11 protein-coding genes are annotated in these 20,252 nt (G+C 48.6%); 1 reads left to right on the forward strand and 10 read right to left on the reverse strand.

Annotated elements, in window-relative coordinates; all coding sequences use genetic code 11:
* Positions 1–856: 856 nt before the first annotated feature.
* Positions 857–11,071 (forward strand): LamG-like jellyroll fold domain-containing protein, encoded by a 10,215-nt coding sequence (locus tag SAR116_RS09170; protein WP_041860891.1) that lies wholly within the window; start codon positions 857–859, stop codon positions 11,069–11,071.
* A 14-nt stretch (positions 11,072–11,085) separates the two neighbouring features.
* Here the strand turns inward: SAR116_RS09170 and SAR116_RS09175 are convergent, their stop codons facing one another.
* The 10 genes from SAR116_RS09175 to SAR116_RS09220 all read right to left on the reverse strand — a co-directional run bounded on the left by SAR116_RS09175 (position 11,086) and on the right by SAR116_RS09220 (position 20,250).
* Complete coding sequence (locus tag SAR116_RS09175; protein ID WP_013046650.1) at positions 11,086–11,526, reverse strand: SRPBCC family protein; 441 nt, start codon at positions 11,524–11,526, stop codon at positions 11,086–11,088.
* Between the two features lie 33 nt (positions 11,527–11,559).
* A complete protein-coding gene (locus SAR116_RS09180; RefSeq protein WP_013046651.1) occupies positions 11,560–12,393 on the reverse strand; it encodes a phosphoenolpyruvate hydrolase family protein in 834 nt (277 codons plus the stop codon).
* 14 nt (positions 12,394–12,407) lie between these two features.
* Positions 12,408–13,628 carry a Tm-1-like ATP-binding domain-containing protein gene (locus SAR116_RS13740; RefSeq protein WP_013046653.1) on the reverse strand — a complete coding sequence of 407 codons (1,221 nt, stop codon included), beginning with the start codon at positions 13,626–13,628 and terminating at the stop codon, positions 12,408–12,410.
* Entirely contained in the window at positions 13,625–14,392 is a 768-nt protein-coding gene (locus SAR116_RS13745; protein WP_013046654.1) for an ABC transporter ATP-binding protein, read from the reverse strand. The genes SAR116_RS13740 and SAR116_RS13745 overlap by 4 nt, the downstream gene beginning before the upstream one ends.
* A complete protein-coding gene (locus SAR116_RS09195; RefSeq protein WP_049757593.1) occupies positions 14,392–15,144 on the reverse strand; it encodes an ABC transporter ATP-binding protein in 753 nt (250 codons plus the stop codon). Before SAR116_RS09195 ends, SAR116_RS13745 begins: the two co-directional genes overlap by 1 nt.
* 11 nt (positions 15,145–15,155) lie before the next feature.
* Positions 15,156–16,403 carry an ABC transporter substrate-binding protein gene (locus tag SAR116_RS09200; RefSeq protein WP_013046656.1) on the reverse strand — a complete coding sequence of 416 codons (1,248 nt, stop codon included), beginning with the start codon at positions 16,401–16,403 and terminating at the stop codon, positions 15,156–15,158.
* 67 nt (positions 16,404–16,470) lie between these two features.
* Positions 16,471–17,457, reverse strand: coding sequence for a branched-chain amino acid ABC transporter permease (locus SAR116_RS09205; RefSeq protein WP_013046657.1), 987 nt, complete (start codon positions 17,455–17,457; stop codon positions 16,471–16,473).
* Positions 17,457–18,323 carry a branched-chain amino acid ABC transporter permease gene (locus SAR116_RS09210; RefSeq protein ID WP_013046658.1) on the reverse strand — a complete coding sequence of 289 codons (867 nt, stop codon included), beginning with the start codon at positions 18,321–18,323 and terminating at the stop codon, positions 17,457–17,459. Before SAR116_RS09210 ends, SAR116_RS09205 begins: the two co-directional genes overlap by 1 nt.
* Positions 18,324–18,956: 633 nt before the next feature.
* Positions 18,957–19,367, reverse strand: coding sequence for a cupin domain-containing protein (locus SAR116_RS09215; RefSeq protein WP_013046660.1), 411 nt, complete (start codon positions 19,365–19,367; stop codon positions 18,957–18,959).
* 49 nt (positions 19,368–19,416) lie between these two features.
* The gene (locus tag SAR116_RS09220; protein ID WP_083775342.1) at positions 19,417–20,250 is read right to left on the reverse strand and encodes an ABC transporter permease; all 834 of its coding nucleotides are present in this window, start codon (positions 20,248–20,250) and stop codon (positions 19,417–19,419) included.
* Positions 20,251–20,252 lie beyond the last annotated feature (2 nt).

Here is a 20,252-nt window from a genome sequence, read left to right on the forward strand (position 1 = left end):
TCGTTGCTCTCAAGCATAAAGGACGGCGTTTCAGCAAAACCATTGGCCATAACGGTTACACCATAACGGTGACACGAGCGTGGCCGAAGCGCGCGCGATTGCCGCCCAGATGATTGGCGATGTGAAAACGGGTCGCTGTCACAAACCGATCACGCCAAAGGAGCGGCGCTTCGAGGTGTTTGTAAAACATTTTGCAGGCGGAATGGTCAAAAACATCTGTATCTGTCAGATAGTAAAACAGCTCAGATGACCACCTCTATGGCGGCACCGGTAAAGACTGGATTTGATTTGGTGGTGATACATGCCTGAAAACGGTTCTGGCTGTCGGACAATTTCCGCATAATGATTATGCACTTTTCCAAACCTGTTGTTGATATTGCTGTGATGGATGCATGGGTAACACGCACCCTCGCCATGACCAAGCATGGGTATTAATCCGATGCGCGCATAAGAATAGGCGTATATAATCTACATTGAGTATTAAATAACTCATTAAAAACAATGGGTTGACATGATTATGAATATTTGTCACTCTAAACTATATTTCAAGATTTTTCGATATTATGACCCCCTGCATGCTGTAGTGGCATGAATGAAATCGGAGCAGAATATTTGAAATAACAGTCCAAAAAAGCAACAGATAAGAGAAAATGGATCGCGCCTATAAACCGGATTTTCCGTTTGGTGGATGCGAATCCGTAGCAAATATATGAAAAATTATAGACATGACAAAGAATTCGCTAATGATGAGAAATTAGCTGATACACCCCCTCTGGTAGTCACTATAAACACTCGGGCTATATCTGCTTTGGCGAGATATTCTTCGTCCGTTTTGTTTGGTTCTAAGCAACCAAAGATGATGAAGCAGGATGCTGGCAGAGGCCTCATCTGGACATTATTGGCGATCGGGTTGGCGGCTTGTTCCGACAGATCAGTTTATGATAATAAAAAAACTGATACGCATGGCTATGACGATGATCAATCCCAGATTCAGAATAGCGATGATCCTATCAGAGTGGCTGACGGGCCCATAGAAGGGGCGCTTGTCTATGGGCGACGGGCAGACGGGAGCTATAGCTCGTCACCACTTGGAAAAACCAATTCCAAAGGTGAGTTCACCCCTACATCTGCACAACGTGCCGAATTTGTCGGTTATAAATTTGATCTGACAAATGCACGTGATGTGAATAGCGGAAAAGTATATGACAAGGGTGAACAATTAGAAACGCTGGATGATGGCGACATCGCAACGCCCCTGACCACATTGATACGGGCTGCGCGAAAGATCGCTGAAACCGATGATGACAACACGACCACTGCTGAGAATGCGACAGAGCAAGTCATCCAAGGTCTTTTCGGTTCTGAGACAGATGTAACACTCAAACAGATTCAAGATTTTGAGATTTATCGTGTTGGTGACCGGGATAATGAGATCGTCAAAAAGGCGGTACAGGTGATGGCCACGATCACCAAGAAAATGGATGAATCGGGTGGTGCTTCAAGCGAAGCGGTGAATATCGTCAACAATATGGCTATGGCCGCGCAGAAAGTTGGTGCCAGCAAAGGCCAAGCGCGTGAGGACGCAGAGACCGAGCTCGGGCTTATTTCAGAAAATGATCCGGTCATTCAAGTTTTACTTAATAAGGTCCCAACCGGCGGGGTAACCATTACCGGCACGCTGAGGGCTGGAGAGAGGCTGACGGCCGATTTTAGTGCGCTTCGGGATGCTGACGGGATACCGGACCAGGATAGTAGTGGCGGTCTGAGCGCGGATGATCTGACCTTTCAATGGAAGAAGGATGGCGTCGATATTGCCGGTGCGAGAGGTGAAAGCTATGTGCTGGCGGCTGATGATGTTGGCGGGCAGATAACGGTAAAGGTATCCTGGCGGGATGCTGGTGGGACCGATGAGAGCGTGACCTCAACACCGACCGCGGCTATCACCGCAGCTAATCAAGCCCCAACCGGCGGGGTAACCATTACCGGCACGCTGAGGGCTGGAGAGAGGCTGACGGCCGATTTTAGTGCGCTTCGGGATCGTGACGGGATACCGGACCAGGATAGTAGTGGCGATCTGAGCGCGGATGATCTGACCTTTCAATGGAAGAAGGGTGGCGTCGATATTGCCGGTGCGAGAGGTGCCAGCTATGTGCTGGCGGCTGATGATGTTGGCGGGCAGATAACGGTAAAGGTATCCTGGCGGGATGCTGGTGGGACCGATGAGAGCGTGACCTCAACACCGACCACGGCTATCACCGCAGCTAATCAAGTCCCAACCGGCGGGGTAACCATTACCGGCACGCTGAGGGCTGGAGAGAGGCTGACGGCCGATTTTAGTGCGCTTCGGGATGCTGACGGGATACCGGACCAGGATAGTAGTGGCGGTCTGAGCGCGGATGATCTGACCTTTCAATGGAAGAAGGATGGCGTCGATATTGCCGGTGCGAGAGGTGCCAGCTATGAGCTGACGGCTGATGATGTTGGCGGGCAGATAACGGTAAAGGTATCCTGGCGGGATGCTGGTGGGACCGATGAGAGCGTGACCTCAACACCGACCACGGCTATCACCGCAGCTAATCAAGCCCCAACCGGCGGGGTAACCATTACCGGCACGCTGAGGGCTGGAGAGAGGCTGACGGCCGATTTTAGTGCGCTTCGGGATGCTGACGGGATACCGGACCAGGATAGTAGTGGCGGTCTGAGCGCGGATGATCTGACCTTTCAATGGAAGAAGGATGGCGTCGATATTGCCGGTGCGAGAGGTGAAAGCTATGTGCTGGCGGCTGATGATGTTGGCGGGCAGATAACGGTAAAGGTATCCTGGCGGGATGCTGGTGGGACCGATGAGAGCGTGACCTCAACACCGACCACGGCTATCACCGCAGCTAATCAAGCCCCAACCGGCGGGGTAACCATTACCGGCACGCTGAGGGCTGGAGAGAGGCTGACGGCCGATTTTAGTGCGCTTCAGGATCGTGACGGGATACCGGACCAGGATAGTAGTGGCGGTCTGAGCGCGGATGATCTGACCTTTCAATGGAAGAAGGATGGCGTCGATATTGCCGGTGCGAGAGGTGCCAGCTATGAGCTGACGGCTGATGATGTTGGCGGGCAGATAACGGTAAAGGTATCCTGGCGGGATGCTGGTGGGACCGATGAGAGCGTGACCTCAACACCGACCACGGCTATCACCGCAGCTAATCAAGCCCCAACCGGCGGGGTAACCATTACCGGCACGCTGAGGGCTGGAGAGAGGCTGACGGCCGATTTTAGTGCGCTTCGGGATGCTGACGGGATACCGGACCAGGATAGTAGTGGCGGTCTGAGCGCGGATGATCTGACCTTTCAATGGAAGAAGGATGGCGTCGATATTGCCGGTGCGAGAGGTGCCAGCTATGAGCTGACGGCTGATGATGTTGGCGGGCAGATAACGGTAAAGGTATCCTGGCGGGATGCTGGTGGGACCGATGAGAGCGTGACCTCAACACCGACCACGGCTATCACCGCAGCTAATCAAGCCCCAACCGGCGGGGTAACCATTACCGGCACGCTGAGGGCTGGAGAGAGGCTGACGGCCGATTTTAGTGCGCTTCAGGATCGTGACGGGATACCGGACCAGGATAGTAGTGGCGGTCTGAGCGCGGATGATCTGACCTTTCAATGGAAGAAGGGTGGCGTCGATATTGCCGGTGCGAGAGGTGCCAGCTATGTGCTGGCGGCTGATGATGTTGGCGGGCAGATAACGGTAAAGGTATCCTGGCGGGATGCTGGTGGGACCGATGAGAGCGTGACCTCAACACCGACCACGGCTATCACCGCAGCTAATCAAGTCCCAACCGGCGGGGTAACCATTACCGGCACGCTGAGGGCTGGAGAGAGGCTGACGGCCGATTTTAGTGCGCTTCAGGATCGTGACGGGATACCGGACCAGGATAGTAGTGGCGATCTGAGCGCGGATGATCTGACCTTTCAATGGAAGAAGGATGGCGTCGATATTGCCGGTGCGAGAGGTGCCAGCTATGAGCTGACGGCTGATGATGTTGGCGGGCAGATAACGGTAAAGGTATCCTGGCGGGATGCTGGTGGGACCGATGAGAGCGTGACCTCAACACCGACCGCGGCTATCACCGCAGCTGCTGAACCCAGCACTCCACCGGCGAATACGGGACCAACTATTTTGCTTTATATGACAGAAACGCCGGTTCTGAGACATACACAGTCCGAGGCGGCTGACACGGGCTTTATTGTCAGTACGACTGACCCAGATGAAGGCGATGAAGTCACCTTGTTGGTTAGCGATGAGAGATTTGAGATTGTGAATGGTAGCCTGCGAATCAAAGCCAACCAGACCTTTGATTTTGCAAATGAACCAATCATTAGAGTGACAATTACCGCCACAGATCGGAGTGGGACGCCCGACAGGCAGGTTGTCTATGTTATGGCTCCTGAAGAAACCTTACCCAGCCCGGCACTCTATACCAAAGAAAGGGATGTGACGGTTCCCGATCTCGCCATATCGGGTGATTTTACGATTGAAGGTTGGATGTATTTTACGACTCGTGGCAATGCAATTTCTGATCGAACCGATGGGATGTTCAGGGGGGTGACCGCTTCGGGTGAGAAGATCACGTTGAATTTTCTTGACAATAAGGCGCGGCTATTTATCGGCGCTAATGCAATGAATCACCTCAAGGCCACAGCAGACGTGAAAGGACAACCACCGGTATATAACCCTGAAAATGACTATGTTGTTTCAAAAAAGGTGGTTGCTGTGTCGCAGTGGCTGCATTTTGCGCTGGTACGCGAAAATGGCGCTTTGAGGCTCTATCAGGATGGTGAACTGGTCAGTGAAGTCTTGACGACTAAAATGTGGAGCGCTGATTTTACCCTCAAGCAGATTGCCAAAGGGTGGACCAACGATAGCGGCCTGAATGGGCAGATGGATGAATTTCGGGTATGGAACATGGCACGTACTGAAACAGATATTCAGGACAATATGCGTTCGCGTGTCGATCCATCTGATGTTGATTTGTTACGTTATTATAAATTTGATAAGCCGGGTGTTATCAAGGATTCGATTACGCATGGAACACCGGCTGCAGATGTGACTTTGCCTACCCGTGATGAGGACCTAAAAATTGGTGGTAGTAACGATGCTGAAATTCTGAACCCAATCGAAATTGACAATCAGGGGTTTGAGGCGCCAATCCAGATAGGGCTTGTTGATGACGAAATTCCGTTGGATAAATGGGTGTTCACCGGCGAGTCAGGTACGTTTATGCCCCCAGCTGATGATCTTAACAACGGTGCGCCCGAGGGCCACAATGTGGCATATATCAATGGGCGCGGAGAGATTTCACAAACACTTTCGACGCTTCTTACGCGGGCAGACGGCGTGCGTTATCTTGATTATGTGCTGAAGCTGACGCTTGGTGATTCCAGTGCAGATATTGGCGATGCTGCCAGTTGGGAAGTGGCACTTTATGCTGGTGACACGCTGATAGGGCGGTTGACCAGTCAAGATGTGCGATTGAGTAGCGGGACTGTGTCCGAAGCGGTGCTGGTCGTTGATGCCGCACGGCTTTACAAACTCAGCCTTCATAAAGCTGTTTATGGACAGAAGCTGAAAATCGTTCTGCGTGACTCAGGTGATTCCGAGGGGTGGATCAGATTTGACGATGTACAACTTTATTCACGTGCGTCTAATTTTACGCCACGCCTTGATGACAGTGACGGTGACGGGATACCCAAGATACCCAAATTAAGTATCGGCGACAGCATCATGCTGGATTTTCAGGCTGCGGCAAAAGCGATTGGTGATAATCCCGCACCAGTCACATCACAATGGGATCCAGATGGCGTGAATGGACCAAACGGAAATGTCTGGAATCCTTTTACCATTGGCCCAGGTCACACTTATGGTAGCACATGGACAGCAAAAAAGATTGAAGGTGATGGGATCAGAGTCGCGAATCTGAAAACAAGTCATGGCATTGTAACGAAGGTAGGTTTGAAAATCACTGGCAAGATAGGTGCTTATAATTCTGGTAGCAACCCGCGACCCAATCCGAATCATATTGATTCCCTAATCCTAGACCATCATTATTTTGATCTAAAAGGTTTTAAAGCTTATGGCGATAAACGTGTCGCGCCCGATGGCGCGGAAATAACTGGTAAAGAAACACATAGCACGCCCTGGATACCCGGAAGCCAATGGGTGCCAACTAATAACAATTGGGGTGCGCGTGGGCCAGTGACCTATAGCTATACGAATCTACAGCCAGGTATTTATTCGCTCGAATTCTTTATTAACTCCACAGCACATGCGCCCCCGCGTGAATATATGGTCAATATCAACGGTGAGACCGAAGCAGGCGGAACAACGTTGAAATGGGTGACAGTGACATCAGAGGTCACTAATCCAGCTCATGGTCGTGGCGCCGCTGATGCCGACAATCGGATTACGGTTAATAATGTTGAGGTCGGCCAGGATGGTCAACTTACCCTCAGATATAAGGGGCCAAACGACGCGCAGGGTTCAGATCCCAGTCCGGCCGGAATCATTCTGACATACACAGGAAGGCCGGAAACGCCAAGTGGACAAACCCCTGAACAGGTTGAAGACGCGCGTGCCGCCGAGGCGGATATCACCGACATTCCGCCAGAATCACGTTTTAGCTCCGAGCTGGTGATCCCTGCACTTGATGGTGCGACCGATCTTGAGTTTCTGCCATCCAACATGCCAGGCAAGGAGCATCTGCAGAACAGCCTGCTGGTCGTGACGCTGGGTGGCAAAGTTTTGAAATATGGTAACCCAAGCGCGGGTGACATTGCCGTGCAAACTGTTCTTGAGATTCCTAGTGCAAATATTCTGACTAAGAGTGGCGAACGTGGCCTGTTCGCTATTGAGATAGATCCATCATTCAATCAGAATGGATTTTTCTATCTGATGTATACAAAAGCTGTTGGCAATGGAAAGCATCTGACCACTGTATCGCGCTTTACCTATAGTGAAACGGAAGAAAGAACGCCAGATAGCGCCAGTATTCTGAGTAGTGAAACGGTTTTGTGGCAGGAACATGATCCTAATTTTGTGGACAATTATGCACACCAGGGTGGTGGTCTTGCCATCGGCTGGAGTCCAAGCGATGGTAGGGCGAAGCCAGAAATTCTGACCGCTGATGATCGCCAGCATTTTAAGATTTTTATCACTACAGGCGAAGAATTTCAGGAGAAAAATTCCCGCAATCTGGGGCATTCAGACGGCAAGACACATCGGATCAATCTTGATGGGTCGATCCCCAGTGATAATCCCTATTATGATGCAGATGTGGCAGGTAAATACGACATCAGCAATCCGGCCTCAGCAATCGCGAGAACCACATCGGGCACTGTGACCTATGCGATCTCGGATGGAGCGGATAAGGATAAATTCGACATTAATGTCAACACCGGTGTCGTGACCTTCAAAACGAATTCGGATTTTGACAGCCGGGCTGATGCCGACCAAGACAATATCTATGTCATCAAAGTCCGGGCGACCATAGTGGATGGTTCATATACCGAAAGTATAGAGCAGACGGTATCGATCAAGCTAAGTAAAAGCGTTGTCAAGCCCCCGAGTTTTGAGAATAGCGATCCGGTCATTGTTCCCGTCTTGGAAGGTACCACCGATACCGACTATACAGCGAGTCACCTCTCGGAAATTCTTGAGAAGCGATTGATGACCATCTGGTCCTATGGATTGCGTAATCCGTGGCGGGCTTGGTTTGATGATGAAACGGGCATGTTGTTTATCGGCGAGGTCGGTGGCAATAACAATAACGCGGGAAAATCAACCGAGGATATCCATATTGCCTATAAGAATGCCGATCATGGTTGGATAGGGGATGGCTCGGAAACAACTTTTAATAAAAATGATGGTGGAACGCCACTGTATCTCTATTCTCATTTTAACGGACCGGGACGAGATGGTAACATTCTGAATGGCCCTGCCGGTGCCTCGATCACGGGTGGGGTGGTGTATCGGTATAAAGGCGATGGTGAATTCAAGTTTCCAGACGAATATCAAGGTCGCTATATGTATGGTGACTGGATACGGACTGTGATTCATTCATTAAAGCTGGAACCTGTGGCATCGCCAGTGGCTGGTGGTCATAAAATGAAAGTGGCTGAAATTAAGGGCGACCAGTTTATGACTAATATGGCTGGTAGGCCATTGGCGATGACAGTTGGGCCGGACGGCGCGCTATATGTCATTACAACGCATCAGGTAGGTGGTATTTTCGATTTCACCAGCCGTATATTTCGGGTGGTTTTTGGCAATAATTTACCACTTACGGGCACAGGGATTGTTATAGGTGAGGAGCAAAAGGAATCCGACACAGCCCCACATACTGTAACCTTTACCGCCGATGTCGAGGATCCAGATGGGGCAGATTCGCAACTACGCTATAAATGGTACTTTGATCATGGAGGGGACAATAGTCTGGTGGCAGAAGGGCGCCAGGTAACGTATACATATACCAGCCTTGGGGTGTATGATGTGTTGCTTGAAGTTACCGATTTCAGGGGCAAAGTGACGCGCTTTGAGACCCGCAAAATCAAGATCGGAAAGCGTCCAGAAGTGAGTTTTAGCGAGATCAAGGAAGAAGGTTTGGAAACAAATATTCAACCTGATGACTCAACATACCGATTCAAGGCGGGACATGAAGTGCGCCTGAAAGCCACCGCTATTGACCCTGATCTTCCTATTGGTAATCAAAGTTTGGATTCATCTGACATCAGATGGTCGTCGCAGCTGAAGCATAATGAGCATTCGCATCCCGGAGGTGACGGCGTGATGGATAAGGATGGCTATATCATCTTTTTCATCCCAAACACAGGGCATGGTTATCCTGGCCCCACCTATTACAGAGTCACGCCATCGATACGCGATGGTTCCGGGATGACCGGATACAATCCATATAATTTGAAGGTTAAAAAAACCACACTCGAGCTGGTCGCACCTGGCGATGATTATCAGTTCCTACGCCTTAAATCGCCAGATAATCCCAGTTCCGGATCGCATAGGTTTAGTGATGTTGCTGTCGGATTTCTCGATGTGTTTGTGGCACAACCTTTCTATATTGACGGTTTGACAAGGCGTGTATTCTCGCATTGGAAAATCAATGGCGTTGATGAAAGGCAAAAGAACAATCCGGTTTTGCTCTATCAAATACCAGATCAAGCCAACTTAAGTTTAGAACCAATTTATGTGCTGGCCAATTCAGACCGATATTATCTGAGGCTAGATGGGACTACACCTGTATCTCTTGGAAATCAGCCCATTGAACTAAGCGGGGACTTCACCATTGAGATGCAGGTGAGTATTGATGAGCCTTTGAACAATAATGACTCACTTTTATTTGGAACAATTACAGACGGTGGAGCACCCAAAACCTTTGATATGAATTTCTACCAGCAACTGTTTCGCATTTATGACGGTATAAACCATGCCGTGGTGACACAGAAAGTTGAGGCCAATACATGGTTTCATATCGCGCTTGTCAGGCAGAACGACACCATTACCGTTTATCTGGATGGAGTGCCCATTAATGCCACAGGCCGTTTAAGTTGGGTCGGAAATGTGACGGTTACGCATATAGGCAAGTCAATTTCGTCGTCACAGGATTTCATGGGTAAGATGGATAATATCAGATTCTGGAATACCGCCCGATCCCAGCAACAGATTAATGAAAATAAAGAAAGGGATGTAGAGGCAGACGAAAATGGGTTGTTACGTAAATATAGCTTTGATAGCGATTCGAGTCGTATAGTTGACGATACCAATAATTCAAGACCACTTCCCCTTTTTTCGGATGGATCCATATCGATAGACCCTCCTAGAGGGGGTTCTAACGTATTCAAATACTTTCATTTTGATGGTACGAGAGGCATTGATATTCCCGACTGGCAGGTTGCAGCAGACCAGGATTTTACCATGGAAACATGGGTTAGGGTTTCCACGCCGCTGTCACCGGTGGATGGCGTATTCTGGGGATTCAAGGATGACTCAAATACAAATTTAGCAGTCCTTATTAATGCGCGGTGGTGGCGATTTAGGGATCTGGAGTACGCGGAGACGAACCATGGTGATATTGTTAGTGCGGGTAAACCTTTTGAAAAAAATCAGTGGGTACATATCGCCCTGACACGCGAAAGTGGTGTTCTTAAACAATATATCAATGGTGAATATTCTGTTTGGAGTAATTTACAAAATAATTCTTGGACAGATGCTTTCACGATCACAGATATAGGCAAAGGTTTTTATAATGGCTTCTTTGAAGGTGACCTCTATAACATTCGTTTCTGGAATACAGCCCGAAATGCAAACCAGATAAAGCAAAATAAACATAGGGAACTGGAAAACGAAGATGGTTTAGCTCGCCAGTACCGTTTTGATAAAGCCAACCATAGAATAATCGATGTGACCGAAAATGAAAATTCCGAAAACCGCGCCATATCTTTGCCAAGGGATGAGAAAGAAACAGCTTCATCACCACATATTGGTCTGGTCAGAAGCAATGGCGAGCCACTTACGACCGCAGAAAATCGTCCACCTGTGCCGGTGCCAGACTTTAAGGCTGTACCACACGATACTCCCGCGTTGATTGGTGTTACGGGAAACGATGCCGACGACAAGACCCTAGCCAAGAATCTTATTTTACTTGATTATCATCGTATTGAGATCATCAGTGATGATCGCACGCCGGCACAAAAAGAATCTGGAACCAATGTGGGCAACGTCACAATCGATACGGCAAATAAGAATGTTACCTTTACGCCACAGAATAATTTTCACGGTAAGGTAAAGATTTTTTACAAAATCACCGATGCCGATGGTGCAGAAGCGGAAGGCTATATTATGATAAGGGTTGGTGCGCCCCCACCTGATCAGGATTCCAGCCCAGGTGAGGATGCACATAATAGTGGTAGTTCGGAGTTACTGCCAAGTGTTTCTCCGCTTGTCGAGATGCAGTTCAGTATGCAAGATATGGCGTTGCAAGATATGGCGTTGGACGTTATGTAGATTTTGCCCCGCGCTTAAGACCGAATGGCCTTTTCCAAAGCCTTGAAACCGCCGGCGAACACCTCATCACGCACAAAAGCCTGCCAGTGATCATCGCGGCCGTCGCCAGCCTTAAAATCGGCCACCCAACGCGCAAATGTTTCGTCGCGGTCGGTGATGGCCTGAAATGACATGATAGCGACATAGTCAATAAAGGGCAAAGGCGCATCCAGCATGTCATAGGTTAGACTGTGGTCAATTTGTGAGATAGCAAGCAGGGTTTCGCGTACGCGCCCCGACCCGTCAGACAGGGCAAAATTGCGTATACAGCCAACTTCACCATTATGTTTACCGTCTTCGATATAGCTTTCTGTTGCGGCGGGGTGCCAGTTTGGCAAGCCGTTAAAGTCGGCAACGATGGACCATACCGACGCTATGGGTGCCGGAATGATGGTTGAATAATCTACATGGATCATGGGTATCTCCTATAGTTATTAAATATGTGGGGTTTAAGGTTTTAGATCGCTGAATTCTTTTGTGCGCGCGGTGATTGCCAGTTCGGTGGGTAGCCGTTCCATACTGCTGGCACCATAAAATCCATGGCATTCAGAACAAAGAGCTAGAAATTTCCGAACGTCCTGCGGTTCTGCCAGAGGGCCACCATGCGCGATCAGGATGATATCGGAACGGATGCTTAACGCCGCCTCGGCCCAGTCATTGAAATGTGCGGCGCATGCCTCAATCGAGCTGGTATCCACCGCGCCAATGGTGCCCCCAGCTGTCAAACCAAAATGGGGGACGACGATATCGGCACCTGCTTCTGTCATCGCGATGACTTCTTCTTTGGTGAAGGCATAGGGTGTTGTGAGAAGATCTTTCTTATGGGCGCGGGCAATCATGTCGATTTCAGCATCATAACCCATGCCAGTAGCTTCTAAAGAGGCACGAAAAGCCCCATCAATCAGCCCCATTGTGGGAAAATTCTGGACGCCAGCAAAGCCGATTTGCTTAATCTCATCCAGGAAGGGATCAATCAATAAAAAGGGATCGGTCGCATTGACGCCCGCCAGAACCGGAACATGATGCACCACCGGCAATACCTCTTTGGCCATTTCCATAACGATTTCATTAGCATTGCCATAGGCCATATAGCCCGCAAGTGATCCCCGCCCCGCCATGCGATAGCGACCAGAATTATAAATGACAATCAGATCAGCGCCGCCAGCCTCCTCGCAACGTGCCGACAGGCCAGTGCCAGCACCCCCGCCAATAATTAACTGCTTATCGGTAATTTTTGCACGCAAACGTTTCAGGATGCTGGCGCGGTCATTTTTTTGAGACATGATTTATTTTCCCATTATTTTGATGATTGTCTGGCGATGGCGTTTTGGAATAACGAGACAGCAGCCTTTGCAAATGCTGGGTCATTTATGTGAAGATCAAGTTTGTGAAGGCGGCGCTTGCTGGTCTGTTTGACTGTATCTTCCAGTGCTGAAAATAAAGCCGTATTGGCGGTTTTGTCATGGAAAGGACCATTTTCAATATCCAGTGCTGACAGACCTTTTAATGGCAGAAGAAAATCGACTTCGCCATCACAAGCGTTCAGTTTATTGCCAATCCATGCGCCAATTTGGGCGCATTCTGCAGGCGTGGTTCGCATCAGGGTGATCTGTTCATTATGTCGGTATAGATTGCGTGACTTGAATTTGTCAGGCACGCTATCAATACCCCAGAAATTGACCATATCCAGCGCACCACATGAGCCGATAAAGGGTATTTGAGTGCGGGCAACGGCACCAAGCCGATCTTCGCCAGCACTTAGCACCCCGCCAACCAAAAGGTCACATATTTCAGTCGTTGTTATATCCAGAACGCCGCTAATATCCCCCTGATCGATCAGTTTTTCGAGTGATTGGCCACCAACACCGGTGGCATGGAAAACGAGGCAATCAAAATCAGTTTCCAGCATGTCTGTGATCGCCAGAACACAAGGGGTGGTCACGCCAAACATGCTCAAACCAATGGCCGGCCTGCTGGTATCAATATCTGGTGTTGGCCCGGTCATCATTCCAGCCATCGCATGTGCCGCATTGCTAAGCACCTTGTAGGACACACGATTGAGGCCAGCTATATCGGTTACAGGATGAAGCATCGTGATGTCACTTGGCCCTACATATTCGGATACATCTCCAGATGCTAAAGTCGACACCATCAATTTTGGAATGCCGATTGGTAATGCGCGCATGCCAGGCGTAATCATTGCGGTGCCGCCTGAACCACCAAGACCAATAATGCCGCCAATGTCATCACGTGTGAGGATTAAGGCTTTAAGCGCACGCGCCATTTCGGTGACGGCGTTTCCCCGATCATCAACAAAAACGCTAGATGCTGATACGGGATGATGCGCCGCGACGTCACGTGCTGATATATCTGCAAAATTTTGCTTGCTCTTAATACCAATATCAACGGTAGTTGTGTTAATACCCCTAGCCTTGATGAGGTCGGCAACATAGTCCAATTCACGCGCTTTGGTGTCAAACGTGCCTATTACATAGGCAGATTTTGGTGCTTTTTTCATAATGCTTTTGCCGTTTTAGGTTGTGTAGAGGTATTGTTGACGCCGATCCCCAGATGCCGCTGTTGCAGGTCCGGATCTGTAGCAAGTGTTGCTGAGGGGAGATACTCAACAATGGCACCATTAACCATAATGCCAACATGATCCGCTACCTGAAGCGCCACCTGGAGATTCTGTTCAATAATCAGCAAAGCGATACCGTCTGCGCTGAGTTTTTGGAGAAGCGTGACTACCTGTTCCACAATGACAGGTGCCAGCCCCTCTGTCGGTTCATCCATGATTAATAAATTCGGATTCAGAAGTAATGCCCGACCAATGGCAAGCATCTGCTTTTCGCCACCGGATAGCTCATCACCAAGATGTGTGCGGCGTTCTTTCAAACGGGGGAAAATGTCGTATATGCGTTCAATAGTCCATTTGCCATTTGCTTTGGGATTGGCAATTAGTCGCAGATGTTCATCAGTAGTAAGTGAACGGAATAACCGTCGTCCTTGCGGCACATAGCCAATGCCCAATTTGGCACGGTCGTCAGGAGACCGGCTTGTGATGTCAATACCGTGAAATTCAAGGGTGCCCGATGTTACCGGCAATAACCCCATAATGGCGTTACATAAGGTGGTCTTTCCCATACCATTTCGTCCAACGATGGATAATGGCTTGGCCGCGTCTAGGACAATGGTTGCGTTTTGCACTGCATAGCTACTGCCGTAATGGACGTTTAAGTCTTGGATTTTCAGGCATGATCGAGGCGAAGTTCCGGTGGCCATTATGTGCCTCCCATATAGATCATGCGTACATGATCGTTATCCATAATGTCTGATGGGCTACCGTCAGCGATAATTTTGCCATTATGCATAACGCTGACCCAATCAGCATATTGCAAGGCAAGGTCAACATCATGCTCGATTATAATGAGTGTTATTTCCCTAGCTAACATGCCAAGCAGATTGCTCAAGAGGACACGTTCAGCAGGTGAGAGTCCGGCCGCAGGCTCATCAAGCAACAGCATTATGGGTTCGCCTGCCAAGGCCATACCGATTTCAAGTTGACGTCTTTTGCCGTGCGAAAGTGCGCCGGCAGTTTCGGATAGGGCATCAGTTAACCCAACCTGTTCGGCTACATTTTCGATAATTTCAGTAATCGGAGACTGGCTAAGCTGGGCAAAGGGTAGACATGACGTCCAGCCATTAGTTGCGCCCCATTGCGAAATCAACAAATTTTCTCGTACTGTAAGACCGTCAAACAATTTGGCATTCTGATAGGTTCGGCGAAGGCCGAGATCCACACGTCTGTTCGGTGCCATTTTTGTGATGTCACACTGGTTTAAAAATACGCTACCTTCTGCCACAGGATGAATGCCAGCCAGTAAATTGAATAATGTGGTTTTTCCAGCACCATTTGGGCCAAGCACAGCGCGCCGTTCACCACGCCTGATACACATGGAAACGTTATCTACGGCGGCAAGTCCGCCAAAGCGCCCGACAACACCCTCAATTTCGAGGGTGTTGTCATGCTTCATGTTTTTATTGGTCATGGGCAAGATGGGTTGTCGCGGCTGACCGGACCACGGGCAAGAAACGTTTCAGCATCCATACCAAGGGTCTGATTTACGTCACCGACAACTTTGATTACCTTATTACCAAGTGTGCCATCCGGCTTTTCAAACACTTCGGTGATGAAGTTGTCGATAATGCCGTTGCGATTGTGGTCAACGCGCATAATTCCCCCTGTGGGAGAAACAAACGCTAGGTTGGTCAATGCCGCACGATAGGCTTTATGGTTGTTGGATAAATTGCCATCCACCTGATCAAGACCCAGAAGCGCCGCTTTTGCACTCATATAATAATGATGAGCAAAAATAGTTGGGGATGTGAACCCATCTGGAAATTCAGCACGGTAGGCATCAGCAAATTTATTCCATTCAGGATGGTCAAAATCACTGACAGTCGGGGTACCAGCGGGTGCACCAACCAGTAATTTACGGAATGGCCCTTTTGAATCCAGAATTGACTGGTCAATCGTGATCGTACCACCAATGATGGGTTTCGTACCGCCCGCCTGATGATACTGGGTCAGGAAATTAATGGCGTCAGCCCCACCCAAGGCCACATACATCGCATCAATATCATTCGGAATCGAATAGATAATTGAGTTGTAGTCCTTGTTCCCAATCGGCACCCAGAATTTTTCTGGTACCCGCCCTCCAGCGTCACAGAATTCATTCATAAAGCCCAGAACCTGGGTATATGGGAATGAATAGTCTTCTGCAATCACAACGACTTTCTTATAGCCTTTGTCCTGATAGGCATAAGTGCCAAGGCCAGCCTGCCACTGTGCGCCATCACCGCCAAAACGGAAAAAATTATCAGAAGACTGACGCAAAGTTGTATCCTGTGCGGCAGATGAGCCATTAAAAAACGTTACATGGGGGTATGTTTTAGAAAAATCACGAAGAGCAATACCCTCGCTACCGCTGAGCGGGCCGACGATAATATTGACCTTGTCATTTTCAATCAATTTGCGGGCACTGTTAACAGCTGATTCAGGACTTGCATTCGATGACATGGTGGATAGGGTGATTTTTTTGCCACCAGCCATACCACCAAATTCTTTGACAGCTAATTCAACGCCGCGAATGCCATCTTGGCCAAGCGCCGCGAAGGCACCTTCCAAGATCGAAATCACACCTATTTTTATATCTGCCGCAAAGGCAGTATTCTGACCTGTCATGACCAGCGCAAAGGCCATCAGGCACTTCAAAAATGCTTTTTTGAACATTTTTCTTCCTCTCAGTTTTTGTGGTTTGTATGTCACCCGAAAAACAAAACAAAAAAGAAAAAAGGGGTTAACTCCTCACCTGTTTTTGGTCAAAAAAATGTAACATTTTACCTGCCATGCCACTTAGACCTTGCGGTGACATGATCATAATTAACAATAATACGAGTCCTATAACTGTGTTAAACCGATCCTGCGAAATCAGGTCTATTGCAAAAACATCAATTAGCACAAAGATGAGGGCACCAACGAAAGCACCGGATGGCTTTCGAAGCCCACCAATCACAGCAATAATCAAAACATCTAGGATGGGGTCAAGTCCGACTGAAAATGAAGAAATACGGCCATAATACCAAACCAGTAAAACACCACCCATACCAGCAATGAGACCTGAAACAGCGTAAGCTGTGATAATGGCAGGTGGTGATGGAATACCTACCGACATGACCCGTTCTGGATTGTCACGCACGGCCTGAATAACAAGACCAAGCGGTGACTTGATAAACCCTTCAATCAATAGGCTGGCAAAAAGCGCGACAGCAAGTACCAGAAAATAAAAAGGTACCGGCGCGCTAATATCAATGCCAGCGATAATAGGTGCATCCAATCCAGCGAAACCGTTCCAGCCATTCAAAAGCGAGTAATTCTGACGGGTTAGAAAAAAGAAAGTCATGCCAATAGCCAAGGTAATCATAATGGCATAGATACCTGTTGACCGGCGGCAGATAAGCCCGAGAAGTGCTCCAGCTAATGTGGCAAATAAAAGTGCTAGAATGACCGTAACAGGCCAGGGCAGTAAAACCCCAACATTTTCAACTGTATTTGGTCCAAAATAGGCAATGGTATAGCCAGCAATGCCTGCCAAGGTCATTTGCGCGAATGATACAACCCCCAAATATGAGGCTAGAAAACTGAGGCTGATGGCAATTATACCCCAAAGCAAAGCTCGGGTTGCAATCTGTGTAAGCCAAAATTGATCCGCAAAAAGTGGCAGGAATAACAGGAAAACCAGTCCCATAATCATTAAGGCATGCCGGGATCTACTAAACCGTGTCATTATACTTCTGCCTTTCCAATTAGTCCCTGTGGGCGAAAGGCGAGCACCAGAACCATGAGGCCAAATGTGAAAACCACGCTGTAGGTCGGTGCATAGGCAAGGCCATATTGTTCGGCTAATCCAACCATTAAAGCACCTAATGCTGCCCCGCCAACGCTACCCATACCGCCTACAATCACAACCACCAATGAGAATAGTAGGTATTGTACATCGGTACCGGGGGCAACGGATAGCGCGCTGGCGGCCACATTGCCAGCGACACCGGCAAGCGCCCCGCCAAGTGCAAAGACATAAATAAAAATGCGACCCACATTGAAACCTAAGGCGCGTAGCATATCCCTGTCATCAACGCCGGCACGAATCATCATGCCCAGTTTCGTACGGGAAATAAGGAGCCACAGCCCAACACCAATGCCGATGGCCAAAACCATCACAAAGATGCGCACCGCAGCATAACCAATATTCAGCACTGGCAGGAAAACGCTACCGCTTAATAATGCAGGCATTTCGATTTGATAGGTGATGCCGCCCCAATAGGCCAACATCAGGTCAGCAAGAATTATCGATAAGGCAATCGTAAGAAGTGTCTGTCGTAATTCTTCCCCCTGATAACGTCCTAGCAGGCACGCTTGAATCAAGGCACCTACGGCCGCGGTACCGATAGCACTGCCAACAAGGCCAATAACCCATGAGCCGGATGCGGTTGTGATTTCATAGCCAAGATAGGCGCCCAGCAGTAATAATCCACCATGTGCCATATTTACTGTGCGCATGAGACCAAAGATTAGGGTAAAGCCACTTGCCGCTAGAAAATAGAGAGCGGCAAGGGTGAGACCATTTAATGTAACGACTGCAAAATATTGCATATCTATTCTACCTTTGTATCAACGTACACAGTTAAACAATAGGATAAATCAACTAGCTATACTTTGGAGTAGCGGCTCGTTACGTTCAGCAAACAGTCAGTTAGATCATCTACTCCAAATCAGAAGTTTAACTATAAATAACAGGTAGTAAAAAAATCGTTAACTTGCTGAAATTAAATATTGTCGGTGCATATTTTTACAGAAATTAGGTTTTAGAATTTGCTTTCCACCATTATAACTTGAAGGATAGTCGTCGTTCATATTATTAGTCTAAAGAATCAATCTGGCGCTTTGCAGACTAGCCGCCTGATTTGTAGCTGTCTTACAGCGTATGACCGGCGTCATAATCATGTCATATGTCAGTCACAGCGCATATGAAACGCATATGGGTTATGTCAGCATGATCGGCGTTGATCGGCAGACTTTTAGCCATAGACCGTTTGATAAGCTGAAATATCCCAGAGTCCGGATAGGCTTTAGCGTCTGAAAGCCGTTTCAGATCGTATCGATTGTGAAAGCGGTTGAGATGACGTTGTCAGCTCAGACCGATAAATCCATACCACCTGCCAGAAGCCAGTAATCAAGACCCGTGGTTAGCGATCAAGACCCGTGGTTAGCGATCAAGACCCGTGGTTAGCGATCAAGATAGGTATAATCGATGTCTTTCCAGCTATCAGTTGGAAACATCCAGATGATTTCTAGCGGCACATCACCATTGTTTTGAATGCCATGTTCTTCGCCTGGTGGAATATAGACAACATCATGCGCGGTAACTGCACGCGTCTGGTCATTGGCCATCAGCATGAGACCAGACCCCGCTTTGATAAAATAGACTTCCTGCGGGGCGTGGATGTGTGGCGGTAATGCGCTGCCAACAGGGATCACCAGACAGCCAACCGACAAGCCATGGCTTTGATGCAGATTCGCATCAACCAGATAGCAGAACCGCAAATCAGGATTGGCTCCGATGGCAATGCGCTCGGGGCCATGCTGATCCCATGTGGCGTCATTCAGATTGCTGATGAAAATCTTTTCGTCGGCCATAGAGTCACCTGCTTTCCCTTTCATCACACCGCGTTACCGCGCTGGTGGTTTATTTCTGCTTGCCAAAAATCTGTGTGATCAGCAACAGACCCGATGAAATGATAATTAGAATGGTCGAAATGGCGGCAATGGTCGGGTCGATCTGGTCACGCAAGGCCAAAAACATGCTACGCGTGATGGTCGAATTGTCACCGCCAGATACAAATAGCGAGATAATGATTTCGTCAAAGGAGGTTAAAAAGGCAATCAACGACGCCGAAATGATCGAAAATTTGATCTGCGGCAAGGTGATTTCCATAAAGGCACGCAGACGCGTTGCCCCTAGTGACCGTGCCACCTTTTCCTGATTCATATCGTAATTTTTCAAAGCCGACAGAATGATAATCAGCACCAGCGGCATCGCCACCAATGAATGCCCCAGCACCAGCCCAGGAATGCTGTTGACCATCTTGAACTGGACAAAGAAATAGAACAGGCCGATAGCCACCAGAATTACCGGCACCATCATCGGCGAAATCATGATCGGAAACAGAATGCTGCGTAGTTTGTTATTGCTGTTGATAAGCCCATATGCCGCCATCGTGCCGATAGGCGTTGCCACCAGAATAGTCAGAATGGCGACTTTAATTGAAGTCCATGTGGCGGCCATCCAGTCATTAAAGCCATTTTCCACTTTCCATGAGAAAAAGTAATTCTCGTACCAACGCAGAGAAAAACTCTTAGGTGGAAATTCGAGATACTGGCTTTCCGAAAAAGACATCGGAATAACGATCAAGGATGGCACAATCAGCAGGAACAGAACCAGTATCGAAAAGATATAGAGCCAAAGCCGGTCTTTGAGCTTGATCTGTGTTTCGGATACATGTTTGTTGAAAAATCCCATCA

It is taken from the genome of Candidatus Puniceispirillum marinum IMCC1322 (assembly GCF_000024465.1).
GTDB classification, from domain to species: domain Bacteria; phylum Pseudomonadota; class Alphaproteobacteria; order Puniceispirillales; family Puniceispirillaceae; genus Puniceispirillum; species Puniceispirillum marinum.

Excerpts from the sequence above, each read along its gene's own strand:
- SAR116_RS09170 (WP_041860891.1), top strand. The coding sequence starts at position 857 with ATGATGAAGCAGGATGCTGGCAGAGGCCTCATCTGGACATTATTGGCG.
- SAR116_RS09175 (WP_013046650.1), bottom strand. The coding sequence starts at position 11,526 with ATGATCCATGTAGATTATTCAACCATCATTCCGGCACCCATAGCGTCG.
- SAR116_RS09180 (WP_013046651.1), bottom strand. The coding sequence starts at position 12,393 with ATGTCTCAAAAAAATGACCGCGCCAGCATCCTGAAACGTTTGCGTGCA.
- SAR116_RS13740 (WP_013046653.1), bottom strand. The coding sequence starts at position 13,628 with ATGAAAAAAGCACCAAAATCTGCCTATGTAATAGGCACGTTTGACACC.
- SAR116_RS13745 (WP_013046654.1), bottom strand. The coding sequence starts at position 14,392 with ATGGCCACCGGAACTTCGCCTCGATCATGCCTGAAAATCCAAGACTTA.
- SAR116_RS09195 (WP_049757593.1), bottom strand. The coding sequence starts at position 15,144 with ATGAAGCATGACAACACCCTCGAAATTGAGGGTGTTGTCGGGCGCTTT.
- SAR116_RS09200 (WP_013046656.1), bottom strand. The coding sequence starts at position 16,403 with ATGTTCAAAAAAGCATTTTTGAAGTGCCTGATGGCCTTTGCGCTGGTC.
- SAR116_RS09205 (WP_013046657.1), bottom strand. The coding sequence starts at position 17,457 with ATGACACGGTTTAGTAGATCCCGGCATGCCTTAATGATTATGGGACTG.
- SAR116_RS09210 (WP_013046658.1), bottom strand. The coding sequence starts at position 18,323 with ATGCAATATTTTGCAGTCGTTACATTAAATGGTCTCACCCTTGCCGCT.
- SAR116_RS09215 (WP_013046660.1), bottom strand. The coding sequence starts at position 19,367 with ATGGCCGACGAAAAGATTTTCATCAGCAATCTGAATGACGCCACATGG.
- SAR116_RS09220 (WP_083775342.1), bottom strand. The coding sequence starts at position 20,250 with ATGGGATTTTTCAACAAACATGTATCCGAAACACAGATCAAGCTCAAA.